The organism is Paraburkholderia sp. HP33-1, from assembly GCF_021390595.1.
Classification (GTDB): Bacteria; Pseudomonadota; Gammaproteobacteria; order Burkholderiales; family Burkholderiaceae; genus Paraburkholderia.
Genome location: NZ_JAJEJR010000001.1, coordinates 2,186,271 through 2,202,951, shown reverse-complemented (window position 1 = coordinate 2,202,951; position 16,681 = coordinate 2,186,271). Strand labels below are relative to the sequence as shown.

Here is a 16,681-nt window from a genome sequence, read left to right as displayed (position 1 = left end):
GCTTGAAACGAACGCGAATGAAGGTGAGATGATGTTGAAAGGACGCACATGTTAGCACGATGACGGAGGATCGTGCTACCCGGCATTGGGGCGAAAAAAAATCCGCGCTCGCGGCGCGGATTTTTGGCGGGCGGTCGGTCCGGACGACGGCTGGTGTCGTCCCGGACGAGGCAGGCTCAGGCCGACGGCGGCACGTAGCCCGATGCGGTGTCCGCGCCTTCGCCGAAGAAGAACTTTTCGGTCTGCTTCATCAGATATTGACGCGCGCGCGGATCGGCCATGTTCAGGCGGTTTTCGTTGATCAGCATGGTCTGCTGCTTCAGCCAGGCCTGCCAGGCTTCCTTCGAGATACTTTCGTAGATCCGCTTGCCGAGTTCGCCCGGCAGCGGCGGGAAATCGAGGCCTTCGGCTTCCTTGCCGAGCTTCGCGCATTGAACCATACGAGTCATGCTGTGCTTCTCCTGTAATCGTGTTGGGGCGGGCAGACGATGCCTGTTCGGATCAGATGGGGGCGATCATCGGCCACTCAAAGCTGTTTCATCAGCACGAGTGACTTGCGCTGCCAGTTGTAGAGTCGGCGGCGGTCTTCAGGCAGGTCGTCGACCGTGACTTTGACGAAGCCGCGCTTGAGAAACCAGTGTTCGGTACGTGTGGTGAGCACGAAAATGCGCGTAAGGCCGCGCGCCCGCGCGCGCTGCTCGATGCGCTTGAGCAGGCGCTCGCCGTCGCCGGTGCCTTGCGCTTCGGGCGCGACCGTCAGGCAGGCCATTTCGCCGATGCGCTCCTGCGGATACGGATACAGCGCCGCGCAGCCGAACAGCACGCCATCGTGCTCGATCACCGAGAAATGGTCGATGTCGCGCTCGATCTGGTGACGGCCTCGCCGCACCAGCGTGCCGTCCGATTCGAGCGGCTCGATCAGCGCGAGAATGCCGCCGACGTCGTCCGGCGTGGCTTCGCGCAGGCTTTCGAGGTTCTCGTACGAGATCATCGTGCCGACGCCGTCGTGCAGGAACAGTTCGAGCAGCAGGCTGCCGTCGAGCGCGTACGGGATGATGTGCGCGCGCGGCACGCCGCCGCGACAGGCGCGGATCGAATGCTTGAGGTAGAACCCGGCGTCGCCGGTGACTTCGCCGCTTTCGTGCAGCTTGTACGCGTCGTCGAGCGACAGTTCGCGGATCAGCTCGGTGCCGCTTTCGCCGGTTTCCATCAGGCCCGGCGTTTCGGTCAGGAACACGATCTTGTCGGCGCGCAGCGCGATTGCCGCGGCCGAGGCCACGTCTTCCATCGACAGATTGAATGCCTCGCCGGTTGGCGAGAAGCCAAGCGGCGACAGCAGCACGAGCTTGCGGCTCGCGAGCGAGTGGCGGATCGAATCCGCGTCGATCTTGCGCACGAGGCCCGTGTGCTGGAAGTCGACGCCGTCCAGAATGCCGACCGGGCGCGCCGTGACGAAGTTGCCCGACACGACGCTGATGTGCGCGTGCGCCATGGGCGTATTCGGCAAACCCTGGCTGATCGCGGCCTCGATGTCGAGACGCACTTCGCCGGCCGCTTCCTTCGCGGACTCGAGCGCTCGCGCGTCGGTGATGCGCATGCCGTGCGAAAACTCTGATTCGACGCCGTGCAGGCTCATCTGCTCCTCGACCTGCGGGCGCGAGCCGTGCACGAGCACGATCTGGATGCCCATTGCCTGCAGCAGCGCGATGTCCGACACGAGCGCGTTCAGCAACCCCTGATGCACCACTTCGCCGCCGAAACCGACGACGAACGTCTTGTTTCGGAACGCGTGGATATACGGGGCGACTGAACGCATCCAGTCGACGAATTGCGCGTGCTGGGCGAGGGTCTCCGGCGACTCGGCGGGGGCCGGAACGCTCGCGGGCGCGGGGGCGAGGTCGGTTTGGGAATTCATGCCGGGGATTATAATGCGCCCCCATGTCGAATGTACCCAAAAGTCCCGCTGGGGCGAACGAGAAACCGGCGCCGGCCGGCGAGCAACGTCACACTTCGCGCGACACGCAACCCGGCGCGGCGCGCAAGGAACCTCGCGCGCCGCGCGAACCGCGAGCGCCGCGAGTCGTCGAGCCCAATCCGATTCCACCGATCACGTTCCCCGAAGCGCTTCCGGTCTCTGGCCGCCGCGACGAGATCGCGCGGGCGATAGCGAAGAATCAGGTAGTGATCGTGTCGGGTGAAACCGGCTCGGGCAAGACCACGCAGCTGCCAAAAATCTGCCTCACGCTCGGCCGTGGTCCCGGTGCCGGTGGCAATGGTCTGATCGGCCATACGCAGCCACGCCGGATCGCCGCGTCGGCGACCGGACGCCGTATCGCCGAGGAACTCGGCACGCCCTTCGGCGAAGTGGTCGGCTACAAGGTGCGCTTCAACGACAACCTCGCGCCGGGCGCATCGGTCAAGCTGATGACCGATGGCATTCTGCTTGCAGAAACGCAGACCGATCCGCTGCTGAAGGCGTACGACACGCTGATCATCGACGAAGCGCACGAGCGCAGCCTGAACATCGATTTTCTGCTCGGGTACCTGAAGGAGATTCTTCCGAAGCGTCCCGATCTGAAGCTGATCGTGACCTCGGCGACGATCGACGCCGACCGTTTTGCGCGTCATTTCGGCAGCGACGACAAGCCCGCCCCGGTGATCGAAGTGAGCGGGCGGCTGTATCCGGTCGAGGTGCGTTACCGTCCGGTCGTCGAGGACAGCCCGGCGATCAAGGCGGCGCAAGGAAGCTCGGGTGCCGCGTCGTCGTCTGGCCGCGAGCGCCCGAAGACGCAGCGCGAGACTGATCGCGATCTGATGGAAGCGATCGTCGACGCCGTCGACGAACTGTGCCGCGAAGGCCCCGGCGACGTACTGGTGTTCCTGCCCGGCGAGCGCGAGATTCGCGACGCCGCCGAGGCGCTGCGCAAGCATCACCCGCCGCATACGGAAATTCTGCCGCTGTTCGCGCGGCTCTCGGCCGCCGAGCAGGAGCGCGTGTTCCGCACCTCGAACGCGCGGCGCATCGTGCTCGCGACCAACGTCGCCGAAACTTCGCTGACGGTACCCGGCATCCGCTATGTGGTCGACACCGGCCTCGCGCGGGTGAAGCGTTACTCGTATCGCAACAAGGTCGAGCAACTGCAAGTCGAGTCGATTTCGCAGGCCGCCGCGAACCAGCGCGCCGGACGTTGCGGCCGGGTGGCCGATGGCATCTGCATTCGCCTGTACGAGGAAAACGACTTCCAGGGGCGCACGCGCTTCACCGATCCGGAAATCCTGCGCTCGTCGCTCGCGTCGGTGATTCTGCGCATGAAGTCGCTGCATCTGACGGCGATCGAAACGTTCCCGTTTATCGAGCCGCCACCGGGCCGCGCGATTTCCGACGGCTACCAGTTGCTCAACGAACTCGGCGCGGTCGACGACGACAACCGTCTGACGCCGCTCGGCCGCGAACTCGCGCGCCTGCCGCTCGATCCGCGAGTCGGCCGCATGATTCTCGCCGCACGCGACCAGCAGGCGCTGAAGGAAGTGCTGATCATCGCGAGCGCGCTGTCCGTGCAGGACCCCCGCGATCGCCCGATCGAAGCGCAGGAGCAGGCCGACCAGGCGCACCGCCGGTTCGCCGACGAGCGCTCCGAATTCCTGCAGTGGCTGAAGATCTGGAACTGGTTCGACGAAGCGATTGCGCACAAGAAATCGAACCGGCAGCTGCAGGACGAGTGCCGCAAGAACTTCCTGTCGCAGCTGCGGCTGCGTGAATGGCGCGACGTCCACTCGCAACTGCTGACCGTGGTGCGCGAGCACGGCTGGCGGCTCAACGATGCGGAGGCGACGTTCGAGCAGATCCATCTTGCGCTGCTGACCGGTCTGCTCGGCAACATCGGCCTGAAAGCCGACGATGAGCCGTACTATCTCGGCGCGCGTGGCATCAAGTTCTATTTGTGGCCGGGTTCGGCGCTCGTGAAAAAGGCCGGCAAGTGGGTGATGGCCGCCGAGCTCGTCGAAACGAGCCGGCTTTACGCACGCTGTATCGCGAAAATCGAGCCCGAGTGGGTCGAGAAGGTCGGCGCGCATCTGCTGAAGAAATCGCTGTCCGAGCCCCATTGGGAAAAGCGCGCGGCGCAGGTGTCCGCGTTCGAACGGGCGATGCTGTACGGCCTGCCGATCTATCACCGGCGGCGTGTCGCGTTCGGCAAGCAGGACCCGGCGCGCGCGCGCGAGTTGTTTATTCGCGGGGCGCTCGTTGAAGGCGAGTTCGACACGAAGCTCGCGTTTTTCGCGCACAACCGCAAGCTGCTTGCCGACATCGAGCAGCTCGAGCACAAGTCGCGCCGGCAGGACGTGCTGGTCGATGACGAATTGATCTTTGCGTTCTACGATCAGGCGCTGCCCGACGGCATCTATACAGGCGCGTCGTTCGAGCGGTGGTATCGCGACGAGGTCAAAAAGAGCGGCCAGCCGGAGGACAAGCTGCGGCTCCTGTATCTGTCGCGCGACGATCTGATGCGGCACGAGGCAGCGGGTGTCACGACCGATCTGTTCCCGAAGCGGCTGACGATGTCCGGCATCGAGATGACGCTGACCTATCACTTCGAGCCGGGCACGCCGCGCGACGGCGTGACGCTCGCGGTGCCGCTGTACGCGCTGAACCAGGTCGATGCGCGCCGTTGCGAGTGGCTCGTGCCCGGCATGCTGAAGGAGAAGGCGCAACTGTTGCTGAAGTCGCTGCCGCAGAAGCTGCGTCGCCATTGCGTGCCGCTGCCCGAATATGCGGCGGGCTTTGCCGAGCGGCACAGCGCCCAGCGTTTCGGAGCGGGCGGCCTGCTGGAGGCGCTGATCGCCGATGTGCGCGAGCAGACGCAGGTCGCGATGAAGCAGTCCGACTTCAAGCTCGAGACGCTGCCCGCGCATCTGTTCATGAACTTCAAGGTCATCGACGAACATGGCCGGCAGCTCGCGATGGGGCGCAATCTGTCGCAACTGCGCTCCGAACTTGGCGGTCAGGCGCAGCAGCATTTCCAGAAGCTCGTCTCGGGCGCGGCCGGCGCCGCCTTGGCCGATGCGGGCGGCGGTGGTGTCGCGTCGCCTGCGCAGTCTTCGGGTTCGGCCGCGAGCGGGGCGTCGCGCGGCAAGGGCGCGGCCGCTGCTCCACAGCCTGCGACGCCGGATGGCGCGCCGGGCACCGCACTGTATGAAAACCTGAGCACATGGAATTTCGGCAAGCTGCCCGAACTGCTCGAAATTCGCCGCGGCGGTCAGACGCTGTTCGGCTATCCAGCGCTGGTGGATCGCGGCACGCATTGTGACGTCGAGGTGTTCGATTCGCCGGAAGAAGCCGCGCGGATTCATCGCGCGGGCTTGCGCCGACTTTTCGCGCTGCAGTTGAAGGAGCCGATCAAGTATCTGGAGAAGAATCTGCCGGGTCTGCGCGAAATGGCCATGCAGTTTATGCCGCGCGGCACGCAGGAAGAACTGCGCGATCAACTGATCGACACCGCACTCGACCGCGCGTGTCTGCAGGATCCGCTGCCTGACGACGATGCGAGCTTTCACACCCGACGCGACGAAGGGCGCAGCCGCCTTACGCTGCTCGCACAGGAAATCTCGCGGCTGGTCGGACAGATTCTCGGCGAGTATGCGAGCCTGACGAAGAAGCTCCTGCAGGCAAAGCCGTTCGCGGCCGCATACGCCGATCTGCAAAATCAGCTTGATGCGTTGATCGGAAAGCGGTTTGTCGTCGATACGCCGTATGTGCAACTCGCGCATTTCCCGCGTTATCTGAAGGGGATGGCGCTGCGCATCGACAAGCTGCGCGCGGACCCCGCACGCGACGCGCGGCAGGCCGCGGAACTCCAGCCGCTGCAGCAGCACTATCAGCGCGCGGTGTCCCAGCGCGGTGGCGTAGTCGATCCGCGGCTTGCGGAATTCCGCTGGCTGCTCGAGGAGTTGCGCATCTCGCTGTTCGCGCAGGAGTTGCGCACGCCGATGCCGGTTTCTGTGAAGCGTCTGCACAAGGTGTGGGAGTCGATGCAGCGCTAAAGCCAGGGCGCTCGCTCGCGGACGCCGGACACGATGGCTCGAACCGATTTCACCAATGCATCCCCGCTCCGATCGAGGCGCCGAACTGCCCGCGCGAGTCTGTGCTGCCCTGGACCTTGTAGATCCACTTGCCGGTGTCCGATAACTGCGACACGCTGATCGCGAGTGCCGATTGACCGCCGTACGTGCCGCCTGCCATGGCGACCATGCCGTGTCCCGGCAGGACTGCTTGCGGCAAGCCGGCCATCGCGAGCGCCGATGCCGTGCCGCCATAGCTATCCCGGCGGGCCGAGCGGATCTGGTCGTCGGTATAACGATTCGCCTCGCTGATCGCGCCACTCATGCCTTGCTGCAACTGATTGACGTTGACCGCGTCGGTGGCTCGCACGCCGGCCGCGACGTTGGTGATCTGGCGCTCCTGGCCTGCTGTGCCGACCGACACGGTGTTCGCGCGGTCCGCGATCGAGCCTTGGCCTAACGCTACTGAGTTGTCGGCGCTCGCGTTGGCTGCGGAGCCAAGCGCCGTGGCGTTGTTGCCGCTGGCAACGGCATTCGCTCCGGTGGCAACGGCGTTTGCGCCGCTCGCCTGCGCGTTCGCTCCGGCCGCAATCGCGTGCGAGCCCGACGCCTGCGCGCTTTCAGTCGCGTTATCGCCAGCCGCAGTGAACAACGCGCTAGCCGAGCCGATCGCCGCGTTATTGATTGCACCCTCGAGCGCCGCGTTCAACTGGGCGAGATTGACCGCGTCGGACGCCAGCACACCGTTCGCGACGTTATGGATGACGGTGCCCTCAGTTGAATCGCCACCGAGCGTCACGCTGTTCCGGTTGATGCTGCCGTCCGCGTTCGTGTCGTACATGAGCGCGCCGTCGAGCTTCGCTGCGGTCGCGCTGCTCTGGTCGCTCAAGGCTTTCAGCTGGGCGACGTTGACGGCGTCGGTGTCGGCAGTGCCGGCCGCTACGTTGGTAATCTGGCGCGCGTTGCCTGCTGAACCGACCGACACGGTGCCCGCGCGATCGGCGATCGAGCCTTGGCCAAGCGCGACGGAATTTGCAGCTAGCGCGCTCGCGTTGTAACCGATCGACAGTGCGCTATCGGCGGCCGCGACGGCACCCGCGCCAATCGCGGTCGAGCCCGTTGCGTTCGCGCTGGCGCTCGTGCCGAACGCAGTTGCGTCAGTGCCCGTCGCGCTGGCATTGCTGCCCGCGGCGAGCGCATGTGTGCCATCAGCGAGCGCGTCGTTGGAGCCGTCGAACGCGTCGTAGGCGCTGAAGTAATGCAGCGCGCCGCTTTGAGCAAGTGCATCGACCTTTCCGTCGACTGCGCTCAACTGGCTCACGTTGACCGCGTCGGTGGGCGCCGCGCCCGCGGCGACGTTCGTCAAGCGACGCTCGTTATTCGCCGAGCCGAGCGAGACTTCGCCTGTCGGGCTGGCGGCCGCAATCGGCGTGACACCCGTTCCCGCGGGCGCAAACGCGCTTTGCGAGAGGTCGGCCGTGGTGCTGGAATGGGCGCCCAACGCGACGCTATTGTCGGCGCTCGCGTTCGCGTTGTTGCCGAGTGCGATCGCCCCGGCGCCCGCGGCCGTTGCGCCAAAACCGATTGCGCTTGCGTAGGCGCCGCTCGCCTGTGCGGCTGCGCCGAGCGCGATGGCGCCGAGGCCGCTGACGAGGGCATTGCTGCCAAGCGCGACGCCCGAGTCCGCCAGCGCCGAGGCCCATGCTCCGGCGGCGAGGGCGTTGGTGGCGCCGGCTTGCGCGACATACCCGAGCGCGGTCGATCCGACGCTGGTTGCCGTGGACAGAGCGCCGAACGCGGATGCGGCCGAGTTCGCCGCGATTGAACCAGAGCCTGTTGCGACGGAGTCGACGCCGAGCGCCGATGCGTTCAGGCCGATTGCGGTCGCGCGTTGCGCTTGCGCACTCGCAAAGAACCCGAAGGCGCTCGCGCCTTCGCCTTGCGCGGAAGAGGAGGGTCCTATGGTGACGGCGCCATCGCCTTGTGCCGCGGCGTTCGCGCCCACCGCGATCGCGCCGTCGTTTTGTGCGTTCGCCTGCCAGCCGACCGCCAGCGATGAGTCACCGCTTGCTGCGGCCTCTGCACCTATCGCGACCGCGACGTCGCCGGGCGCGCTGGCCGTGCCTACCTCAATGGAATCGAACCCAGCGCCGCTCGCTTGCGTGACGTAAAGCGCCGCCGCCGCTATAGAAACGCCGGCGGTGCTTCGGACCGCACGGGAAATTATAGAAATATTCTTGTTCGTCAATTAAAAGGCCTCCGCATTATTTTAGTGGCACGCAGCGCGTAATCCGACATTAACGAGATGTTATTGTCTGGATGGGTTTGAGGTTTGGAAAACACAAAAACGCCAGTCGTTATTGATGCTTGCGTTATTGAGTCGAACACGCAGCGGCCTCAGCGCTATACGGCCGAATTTCGTGGAGCCTGCACTGTTGGGGCGGCGCGTAAGGTGAATTCTCCGATCTCGACGCGCAATTCAGATATCAGAGAACTCCGAAATTCAAACGGGCTAAAAAATATATTAATACGGGAGGATTTTTATTGATAATGAAAAAGGAATATTCCTATTGTTTCAGATGGCGATCTGCGCGATTTTAACGGGTGACCGGTGCCTGATTGATGCTGACACGGAGAGCACATTGATTCCTCATTCGAAAACGTGCGGCACGAACATGAACGGGGCGCGGCAGACGAACAATCCCCCGCGCCGCAATGCTTCATCGCGCCCCCCATTTTCCGGTCGTCGCAAAGTGACTTGCGTCAACCGCCCGGACCGGCAAACGTTCTACAATCACGGCTATTCTCCGAAGCGAGCTTCCATGCGTAAATTTATTCTTCCCGGCTTGACTGCCACGTTCGCCGCGACCGCGGCGCTGGTTGCCGCCGCAGGCTTTTTTTCTCCGGCCGCGCACGCCGATAACGTGATCGTGCTCAATTCCGCCGAAGCCACGCTGAGCCTGATCGACGAGAATAGCCGCCAGGTCGTCGGTACCGTGCCCACGGGCAAGGAGCCGCATCACCTGATGGCCACGCCGGACAATTCTTCGCTGATCGTCGCCAATTCGGTGTCGAACAGCCTGATGTTCGTCGATCCGAAAACGGGTCACGTGCAGCACTGGGTCGAGAACATCGAAGATCCCTATCAGATCGGTTTTTCGCCGGATCGCAAGTGGCTCGTCACGACGGGTCTGCGGCTCGATCGCCTCGACATCTATCACTACGACGGCCAGAGAAACCAGATGACGCTGGCCGCGCGGCTGCCGCTCGCTGTGATGCCGAGCCACATGGCGTTCTCGAACGACAGCAGGACCGTGTTCGTCACGCTGCAGGTCTCGGGTGAGCTCGCCGCGATCGACCTGCCCACGCAAACCGTCAAATGGAAGATGAAGGTCGGCAAGGTGCCCGCGGGTTTGTGGATGACGCCGGGCGAAAAGTACCTGCTCGTCGGCATGACCGGTGAGGACTACGTCGCCGTCGTCGACTGGCGCAACCAGAAGGTCGTCAAGACGATTCACACGGGCAAGGGCGCACACAACTTCCGCTCGCTCGCCGACGGCAAGCATGTCGCGGTGTCGAACCGGGTGGCCAGCACGATCAGCATCATCGACGAAGACGCGCTCACCAACGTCGGCGACATCACCGGTCTGATGCCGGGACCGGATGACATGGAACTCTCCGCCGACAAACGCTATCTGTGGGTGACCTTCCGCTTTGCGAAGCATATCGGCGTCATCGACCTCAATACGCACAAGCTGATCCAGACGATTGCGGTGGGCCGCTCGCCGCACGGCATCTATTTCTTCGATCGCGCGCCGGTCACGGCGCCGAACGGTGCCTGAGAGCGACAGGGCAGGGTGCCCGAGTGAGCCATCAAGGATGAAGTAACCAGGCCAGCATCATGTTCCATGTGATTTTCTCGTCACTCGACAGCTTCGTTTCAGCCGTGCAGACCTGGCTGTACGTCGACGTGGTGCAGCCGCTGCTGTTCCATCTCAACCTGATGGACTACGACGAGGACACCTACGACAGCCTGTACTGGGTCATCGTCGGTGTGCTCGAGGTGCTCGCCATGTACGCGATCCTGCGACCGCTCGAGGCGCTGCGCCCGGTCGAGCAATGGGAGAACCGCAAGGCGGTGCGCGTCGACGTGCTGTACACGTGGATCGCCAAGCTCGGCATTCTGAATCTGTTTTTCTTCTTCGCGCTCCAGCCGTTCTTCGACAACGTGCAAGGCTGGTTGCGGCTGCACGGCATCGCGAACCTGAACTTCGACAACCTGTGGCCCGGCGTGACCACGCGGCCGCTCGTCACGTTCGTCATGTATCTGCTCGTGCTCGATTTCGCCGCCTACTGGTATCACCGCTGGCAGCACCGTATCGGCGTGTGGTGGGAGTTGCATGCGGTACACCATAGTCAGCAGCAGATGTCGTTGTGGTCCGACGATCGTAACCATCTGCTCGACGATCTGCTGCAGGCGTCGTTTTTCGCGGTGATCGCGCTCGTGATCGGTGTGCAGCCGTCGCAGTTCGTCGTGCTCGTTGCGATCACGAACCTCGCGCAAAGTGTGCAGCACGCGAACATCCGCCTGTACTACGGTTGGCTCGGCGAGCGCTTGCTCGTCAGCCCGACCTTCCACCGCCGTCACCACGCGATCGGCTATGGGCATGAAGGGCTCAAATACGGCTGCAATTTCGGCGTGCTGTTCCCGTGGTGGGACATGATGTTCCGCAGCGTGTCGTGGAACCGCGACCTGGAGCCGACCGGTATCAGCGATCAGCTCGCAGGCCGTCGCTATGGCGAGGGTTTCTGGGCGCAGCACTGGTTCGCGTTCGTCCGGATCGCGCAGCGCCTCGTGCCGAAGCGCCCCGCACCCGGCAACGACACTGCCGCCGTTTGAGTCCATTCCGAGTCCATTCGAGCACGCACTCTGCCGCGCCGCCCACTTCTGCGGGCGGCGCGTCCCCTGGTTTATGCTGTGCACGTTCGTGCGCACGCCCCAGTGCCCCAGCATGCCTGGCCGGCGCGCGGCGCGATTTCCCTTCCATCGTTTCGTTCGCAGGCACTGGCTCGCATGAATGATCTGTTGCGCTCGTTCGGGCGCGCGCTCGCAAGCGCGTTGCATCCGCGCATGCTCTGGCTCACCTTCAAACCTTTTATCGTCGCGACCGTCGGTTGGGGCGTGCTCCTGTGGTTCTTCTGGCAGACACTGACCGGCACGACCCGCATGTGGCTCGACGACTGGTCTTTCACCGCCACGCTTTACCATCTGTTCGACCGGCTCGGTTTTTCGGCGCTGCATGCAGTCATCGCGCCGTTCATCGTGATCGCGGTGGCGATTCCGCTGATCGTCGTCACGGTGCTGCTGCTGATCGCCATGCTGTCGATGCCGGCCGTGATCCGCTTTCTCGCGGCGCGCCAGTTCGCCGAGCTCGAGATGCGGCGCGGCGGAACGTGGTACGGTAGCCTCGGTCAGGCGCTATGGGCCACGCTGCTGTGTCTCGTGATGCTGATCGTCACATTGCCGCTGTGGCTCGTGCCGCCGTTCTTCGCGCTGATTCCGCCGCTGCTGTGGGGCTGGCTCACGTATCGCCTGATGACCTACGACGCGCTCGCGTTGCATGCGACGCGTGACGAACGGCGCGAACTCGTGCGGCGCCATCGGCTGCCGCTGCTGATGATCGGCATCGTGAGCGGCCTGCTGGGTTCGGTGCCGACGCTGCTGTGGGCGTCGTCGGTATGGCTGATTGTGCTGTTCCCGGTGATCACGACCGTGACGATCTGGATTTACGCGTTCATTCTCGTGTTCTCGGCGCTATGGTTCGGCTACTACTGCCTGCGCGCGTTACAGCGTATGCGGGCGGAAGCGCCTGGCGGCGCGCGCGAGGTCGCGCCGGTTCCCTACTGATCAAACGAAAGAGGCGGCAATGGCATTTGGCGTCATCATCATCGGCGATGAAATCCTGTCGGGCAGACGCGTCGACAAGCATCTGCCGAAGGTCATCGAGTTGCTCGGCGCGCGCGGGCTGTCGCTCGGCTGGGCGGAGTATATCGGCGACGATCCTGAGCGCATCACGGCGACGCTGCGGCGCACGTTCGCGTCGGGCGACATCGTCTTTTCGACGGGCGGCATCGGCGCGACGCCGGATGACCACACGCGCCAGTGCGCGGCGGCCGCGCTCGGCGTGCCGCTCGGACTGCATCCGCAGGCCGCGAAGTTGATCCAGGAGCGCATCCGCGACATGTATCCGGCGAACGCACCCGCGCCGCTCGATCTGAACTCGCCCGAAAACCGGCATCGCCTGAATATGGGCACGTACCCGCAGGGCGCCGAGATCATTCCGAACGGCTACAACAAGATTCCGGGCTTTTCGATCCGCCAGCACCATTTCGTGCCGGGTTTCCCGGTGATGGCCTGGCCGATGATCGAGTGGGTGCTCGATACGCAGTACGCGCATCTGCATCACTCGACGCCGCACGCAGAAAAGTCACTGCTGGTGTTCGAGTTGCCGGAGTCGCGTGTGACGCCGCTGATGGAGAAAATCGAGCGCGATTTTCCGGGCGTGCGGGTCTTCAGTCTGCCGAGTGTCGGCGATGCGGAGCGCGGCGGCGTGTATGCGCGGCATCACATCGATCTCGGCGTGAAGGGTGAGCCGGAAGCCGTCGCCGCCGCGTTCGTGAAGCTGCGCGAGGGAGTGCATCTGCTCGGCGGCGATATCGTCGAGCCTGAAGCAGCGGCGGCCACGGGTAAGCCGCGAAGCTGAGTGCTCAATGATGGGGCCCGCCTGCCGCGAGCCGCGACATCGCTGTGTCACACCCCGCGCCGACGATGCAATCAATGTGTGGTCGGCGCGTCCCGTTCTGGTTAGCTTGCTTCAGCCACGCTCCACGGGCTTGCGCACGTGGAGGCAGTGCGCCCACCCTCCATCAGGCGCCGATCCACGGCAAGCCGCGAAAACACCATCCCGACACCGTCTTCCGATGCCCCTGGCCGTCCTTGTCGCCTTCGAAGCCTTCCAGCAGGTCATACGCCTTCGTGAAGCCGGCCTGGGTCGCGGCGATCGCGGCGAGCTTCGAGCGCGCGGCGCTGCGGCACAGGAACAGCACCGGCGTGTCGGGCGTCGCCACCTGCGCGAGTTGCTGCATGAACTCCTGATTGGGCACCGCGCCCGGATAGCGCGTCCATTCGACGTGTGCATATTGTCCATCACCGACCGCCGGCCGGCCGACCCAGTCGAGCTCGGCGCGGGTACGCACGTCGACGAGACGCGTGCGCGCATCGAGTTCCAGCAGTTCGAACGCCTCGGCCGGCGATACCGCGCCCGCGTAGGGCAACTGGTTCTCGGTGCGGCGGGCGTCCGCCTGCGCGTAAAGCTGTTCGAGCGTGCTCATGAGCGTCAATCTCCTTCGGACCAAATGATTATTTTAGCGCGCGGCAGGCGCCGAGCAGATGTGTGTAGACTGGACGACGCCGGCTAGTCGCCGGACGCGGCGCAGACCTTTACGCGCAATTTTGGTGCATTTTGTTCGAGATGCACCAAAATGAAAAGTATGGTGATTTCCAAAGCGGTGAATGCACGAAACTGGTGCGTTACGATGCCCGCACGTTTGTTCGCAAATTCGCCCGCGTTGTGCGCGCGGCCCGCAAACGTAAGCGCAGTAACGGTGTGCGCGTGATTGGCGTATCCGGGCCCTAGAGGTGGCACACTATATGCTTTATTGGTGCCGATCGATTTGCCCCGGCAGAATTTTTCTCTCTGCGACGCCGTATTGGTGGACGCGCCGGGACGGGTCAGCTAGATTGGGCGGCGGCTGAAATCCGCCGAATTTATTAATCAGGAGATAGGTTATGAGTAAATCCGTGGCCGACGTCGTTCAACTCGTCAAGGACGAAGACGTCAAGTTTGTCGACTTCCGTTTCACCGATACGCGCGGCAAGGAACAACACGTTTCGGTGCCGGTGTCGGCATTCGATGAAGACAAGTTCGAAAGCGGCCATGCGTTTGACGGTTCGTCGATTGCCGGCTGGAAGGGCATCGAAGCATCGGATATGTTGCTGGTCCCGGACGCGAACACGGCCTTCATCGACCCGTTCTACGAAGAGTCGACCCTCGTGCTGACCTGCGACGTCGTCGAACCGGCTGACGGCAAGGGCTACGAGCGCGATCCGCGCTCGCTCGCGAAGCGCGCCGAAGCGTACCTGAAGAGCTCGGGTCTCGGCGACACCGCTTACTTTGGTCCGGAACCGGAATTCTTCATTTTCGACTCGGTCCAGTGGAACACGGATCAGTCGGGCTGCTTCATCAAGATCGGTTCGGAAGAAGCACCGTGGTCGTCGGCGAAGGAATTCGAAGGCGGCAACACCGGCCACCGTCCGGGCACCAAGGGCGGCTACTTCCCGGTCGCGCCGGTCGACACGTTCCAGGACATCCGCTCGGAAATGTGTCTGCTGCTCGAACAGATCGGCATTCCGGTCGAAGTGCACCACCACGAAGTGGCGGGTCAGGGCCAGAACGAAATCGGCACCAAGTTCTCGACGCTCGTGCAGCGTGCTGACTGGCTGCAGCAGATGAAGTACGTCATCCACAACGTCGCGCATACGTATGGCAAGACGGCGACGTTCATGCCGAAGCCGGTCGTTGGCGATAACGGTTCGGGCATGCACGTTCACCAGTCGATCTGGAAGGACGGCCAGAACCTGTTCGCGGGCAACGGCTATGCAGGTCTGTCGGAATTCGCGCTGTTCTACATCGGCGGCATCATCAAGCACGCTCGCGCGCTGAACGCGATCACGAACCCGGGTACGAACTCGTACAAGCGTCTCGTGCCGCACTTCGAAGCACCGGTCAAGCTGGCTTACTCGGCTCGCAACCGTTCGGCATCGATCCGTATTCCGCACGTGTCGAACCCGAAGGGCCGCCGTATCGAAACGCGCTTCCCGGATCCGCTGGCGAATCCGTACCTGTGCTTCTCCGCGCTGATGATGGCGGGTCTGGACGGCGTGCAGAACAAGATTCATCCGGGCGAAGCCGCCGACAAGAACCTGTACGACCTGCCGCCGGAAGAGGATGCAAAGATCCCGACCGTGTGCGCGGGCCTCGACCAGGCTCTCGACGCGCTCGACGCGGACCGCGAGTTCCTGACGCGCGGTGGCGTGTTCACGGATTCGATGCTCGACGCGTACATCGAACTGAAGACGACGGAATTGCAGCGTTATCGTCAGTCGGTGCACCCGATCGAATTCGAAATGTACTACTCGCTGTAAGCGGCCATGGCGCTTCGCCCTTTACCCGGCGAAGCGCTTTGCCCGACGCTCGCGATCGGTCACGAAGGGACGGCGGCGCCGTCCCTTTTTCGTTAGGCCGTACGCACGGCCGGCCGCGCGCGGGCAATCTGCAATTCGAAGAAGCATAAAAAGCAGCACTCCTGATTTATCACCATCTCCTACCGGCCAGACTGCAAGATGGTTCTGAAAAATCTGATCAAGGCAAGGAAGGGACACGAACAGACGCTGTCGGACGACGTGCAGCTCGTGAGTTCCGGGTTGCTGCCGGGCTTCGAGGCGCTGCCGACCGTCGTGCTGGTGCTCGAAAAGCGCACGCTGCGCGTCGCGTTCGCGAATCCGTCGGCGGAGTCGATGCTCGAGATGTCGCGCCGTCAATTGACGCAGATGGCGTGGCCGGACATCTTCTCGAACGCGGACGAACTGGTCGCGACGATCACCGCGATCGCCGCGCACCGTTTTCACGCGACGCATCTGGACGCCGTGCTGGAGCGTCCTGGCCACGAGCCGCTGCACGTGCATGCGATCGTCGGCTTTATGGAAAGCGCGCAGGACTACGTGCTGCTCGAACTGTTCGAGAACGAACGGCACCTGCGCACCGACCGCGAGGAGCGCATCAACGACCTGACGGCGGTCAACAAGCATCTGATCCGCAATCTCGCGCACGAGATCAAGAATCCGCTCGGCGGCATTCGCGGTGCCGCGCAGCTGCTGGAGTTCGAACTCGGCGAGCGTCAGCGCGACGAGTTGCGCGAGTACACCCAGGTCATCATCAAGGAATCGGACCGGCTACAGACGCTGGTCGACCGTTTGCTCGAACCGCACCGGCATCCGCATATCGTCGGCGACGTGAATATTCACGAGGTGTGCGAGCGCGTGCGTCAGGTGATTCTCGCGGAGTTTCCGCGCGGCCTGACGATCGAGCGCGACTACGACGTCAGCGTGCCGGATCTGCGCGGCGACAAGGAACAACTGATCCAGGCGCTGCTGAACATCGTGCGCAATGCGGCCGAGGCATTGCGCGAGCGGATCTCGCAGGGCGATGCACGCATCGAGTTGCGTACGCGCGTCGCGCGCAAGGTCACGATTTCAAAACGCCTGTGCAAGCTGGCACTGGACTTGCATATCATCGACAACGGCCCAGGCATTCCCGAAGAGATTCGTGACCGCATTTTCTATCCGCTCGTGTCGGGGCGCGAGGACGGCAGCGGTCTCGGTCTCACGCTCGCGCAGACCTTCGTGCAGCAGCACGATGGCCTGATCGAGGTGGACAGCCGGCCGGGCCATACCGAGTTTCAGATTCTGCTACCGCTCGACAGCTAGATACCACACGCATTTCAA

Annotated in this window: 11 protein-coding genes; 7 read left to right on the top strand and 4 right to left on the bottom strand. The window is 63.7% G+C overall.

Translation table 11 applies throughout. From position 1 onward, the window contains the following. Nucleotides 1–176: 176 nt before the first annotated feature. Both L0U81_RS09945 and argA read right to left on the bottom strand, forming a co-directional pair. Complete coding sequence (locus tag L0U81_RS09945; RefSeq protein ID WP_026228676.1) at nucleotides 177–449, bottom strand: oxidative damage protection protein; 273 nt, start codon at nucleotides 447–449, stop codon at nucleotides 177–179. A gap of 77 nt (nucleotides 450–526) precedes the next feature. After that, entirely contained in the window at nucleotides 527–1,915 is a 1,389-nt protein-coding gene (gene argA, locus L0U81_RS09940; RefSeq protein WP_233802183.1) for an amino-acid N-acetyltransferase, read from the bottom strand. Between the two features lie 23 nt (nucleotides 1,916–1,938). Between argA and hrpA the strand changes: the two genes are divergently transcribed. Beyond that, the gene (gene hrpA, locus L0U81_RS09935; RefSeq protein ID WP_233802181.1) at nucleotides 1,939–6,039 is read left to right on the top strand and encodes an ATP-dependent RNA helicase HrpA; all 4,101 of its coding nucleotides are present in this window, start codon (nucleotides 1,939–1,941) and stop codon (nucleotides 6,037–6,039) included. A 49-nt stretch (nucleotides 6,040–6,088) separates the two neighbouring features. Here hrpA and L0U81_RS09930 read toward each other — a convergent pair whose 3' ends face one another. Further along, the gene (locus tag L0U81_RS09930; protein ID WP_233802179.1) at nucleotides 6,089–8,305 is read right to left on the bottom strand and encodes a YadA family autotransporter adhesin; all 2,217 of its coding nucleotides are present in this window, start codon (nucleotides 8,303–8,305) and stop codon (nucleotides 6,089–6,091) included. 574 nt (nucleotides 8,306–8,879) lie between these two features. Between L0U81_RS09930 and L0U81_RS09925 the strand changes: the two genes are divergently transcribed. The 4 genes from L0U81_RS09925 (at nucleotide 8,880) to L0U81_RS09910 (ending at nucleotide 12,821) form a co-directional block, all read left to right on the top strand. Then, complete coding sequence (locus L0U81_RS09925) at nucleotides 8,880–9,899, top strand: YVTN family beta-propeller repeat protein (RefSeq protein ID WP_233802177.1); 1,020 nt, start codon at nucleotides 8,880–8,882, stop codon at nucleotides 9,897–9,899. Nucleotides 9,900–9,958: 59 nt separating this feature from the next. Next, the gene (locus tag L0U81_RS09920; protein WP_233802175.1) at nucleotides 9,959–10,957 is read left to right on the top strand and encodes a sterol desaturase family protein; all 999 of its coding nucleotides are present in this window, start codon (nucleotides 9,959–9,961) and stop codon (nucleotides 10,955–10,957) included. 174 nt (nucleotides 10,958–11,131) lie between these two features. Continuing rightward, on the top strand, nucleotides 11,132–11,965 hold the full coding sequence (locus tag L0U81_RS09915) for an EI24 domain-containing protein (protein WP_233802173.1): 834 nt from the start codon (nucleotides 11,132–11,134) through the stop codon (nucleotides 11,963–11,965). Between the two features lie 19 nt (nucleotides 11,966–11,984). Continuing rightward, nucleotides 11,985–12,821 carry a competence/damage-inducible protein A gene (locus tag L0U81_RS09910; RefSeq protein ID WP_233802171.1) on the top strand — a complete coding sequence of 279 codons (837 nt, stop codon included), beginning with the start codon at nucleotides 11,985–11,987 and terminating at the stop codon, nucleotides 12,819–12,821. Nucleotides 12,822–12,984: 163 nt separating this feature from the next. On the opposite strand, the gene L0U81_RS09905 is transcribed toward L0U81_RS09910, so the two are convergent. Continuing rightward, entirely contained in the window at nucleotides 12,985–13,449 is a 465-nt protein-coding gene (locus L0U81_RS09905; protein ID WP_233802169.1) for a rhodanese-like domain-containing protein, read from the bottom strand. A gap of 457 nt (nucleotides 13,450–13,906) precedes the next feature. On the opposite strand from L0U81_RS09905, the gene glnA reads away from it, so the two are divergent. Both glnA and glnL read left to right on the top strand, forming a co-directional pair. Continuing rightward, nucleotides 13,907–15,322 carry a type I glutamate--ammonia ligase gene (gene glnA, locus L0U81_RS09900; RefSeq protein ID WP_233802167.1) on the top strand — a complete coding sequence of 472 codons (1,416 nt, stop codon included), beginning with the start codon at nucleotides 13,907–13,909 and terminating at the stop codon, nucleotides 15,320–15,322. Between the two features lie 198 nt (nucleotides 15,323–15,520). After that, a complete protein-coding gene (glnL, locus tag L0U81_RS09895; protein WP_233802165.1) occupies nucleotides 15,521–16,663 on the top strand; it encodes a nitrogen regulation protein NR(II) in 1,143 nt (380 codons plus the stop codon). Nucleotides 16,664–16,681 lie beyond the last annotated feature (18 nt).

What these genes read in the sequence shown, in the direction of transcription:
- L0U81_RS09945 (WP_026228676.1), bottom strand. Translation starts at nt 449, where the DNA reads ATGACTCGTATGGTTCAATGCGCGAAGCTCGGCAAGGAAGCCGAAGGC.
- argA (WP_233802183.1), bottom strand. Translation starts at nt 1,915, where the DNA reads ATGAATTCCCAAACCGACCTCGCCCCCGCGCCCGCGAGCGTTCCGGCC.
- hrpA (WP_233802181.1), top strand. Translation starts at nt 1,939, where the DNA reads ATGTCGAATGTACCCAAAAGTCCCGCTGGGGCGAACGAGAAACCGGCG.
- L0U81_RS09925 (WP_233802177.1), top strand. Translation starts at nt 8,880, where the DNA reads ATGCGTAAATTTATTCTTCCCGGCTTGACTGCCACGTTCGCCGCGACC.
- L0U81_RS09920 (WP_233802175.1), top strand. Translation starts at nt 9,959, where the DNA reads ATGTTCCATGTGATTTTCTCGTCACTCGACAGCTTCGTTTCAGCCGTG.
- L0U81_RS09915 (WP_233802173.1), top strand. Translation starts at nt 11,132, where the DNA reads ATGAATGATCTGTTGCGCTCGTTCGGGCGCGCGCTCGCAAGCGCGTTG.
- L0U81_RS09910 (WP_233802171.1), top strand. Translation starts at nt 11,985, where the DNA reads ATGGCATTTGGCGTCATCATCATCGGCGATGAAATCCTGTCGGGCAGA.
- L0U81_RS09905 (WP_233802169.1), bottom strand. Translation starts at nt 13,449, where the DNA reads ATGAGCACGCTCGAACAGCTTTACGCGCAGGCGGACGCCCGCCGCACC.
- glnA (WP_233802167.1), top strand. Translation starts at nt 13,907, where the DNA reads ATGAGTAAATCCGTGGCCGACGTCGTTCAACTCGTCAAGGACGAAGAC.
- glnL (WP_233802165.1), top strand. Translation starts at nt 15,521, where the DNA reads ATGGTTCTGAAAAATCTGATCAAGGCAAGGAAGGGACACGAACAGACG.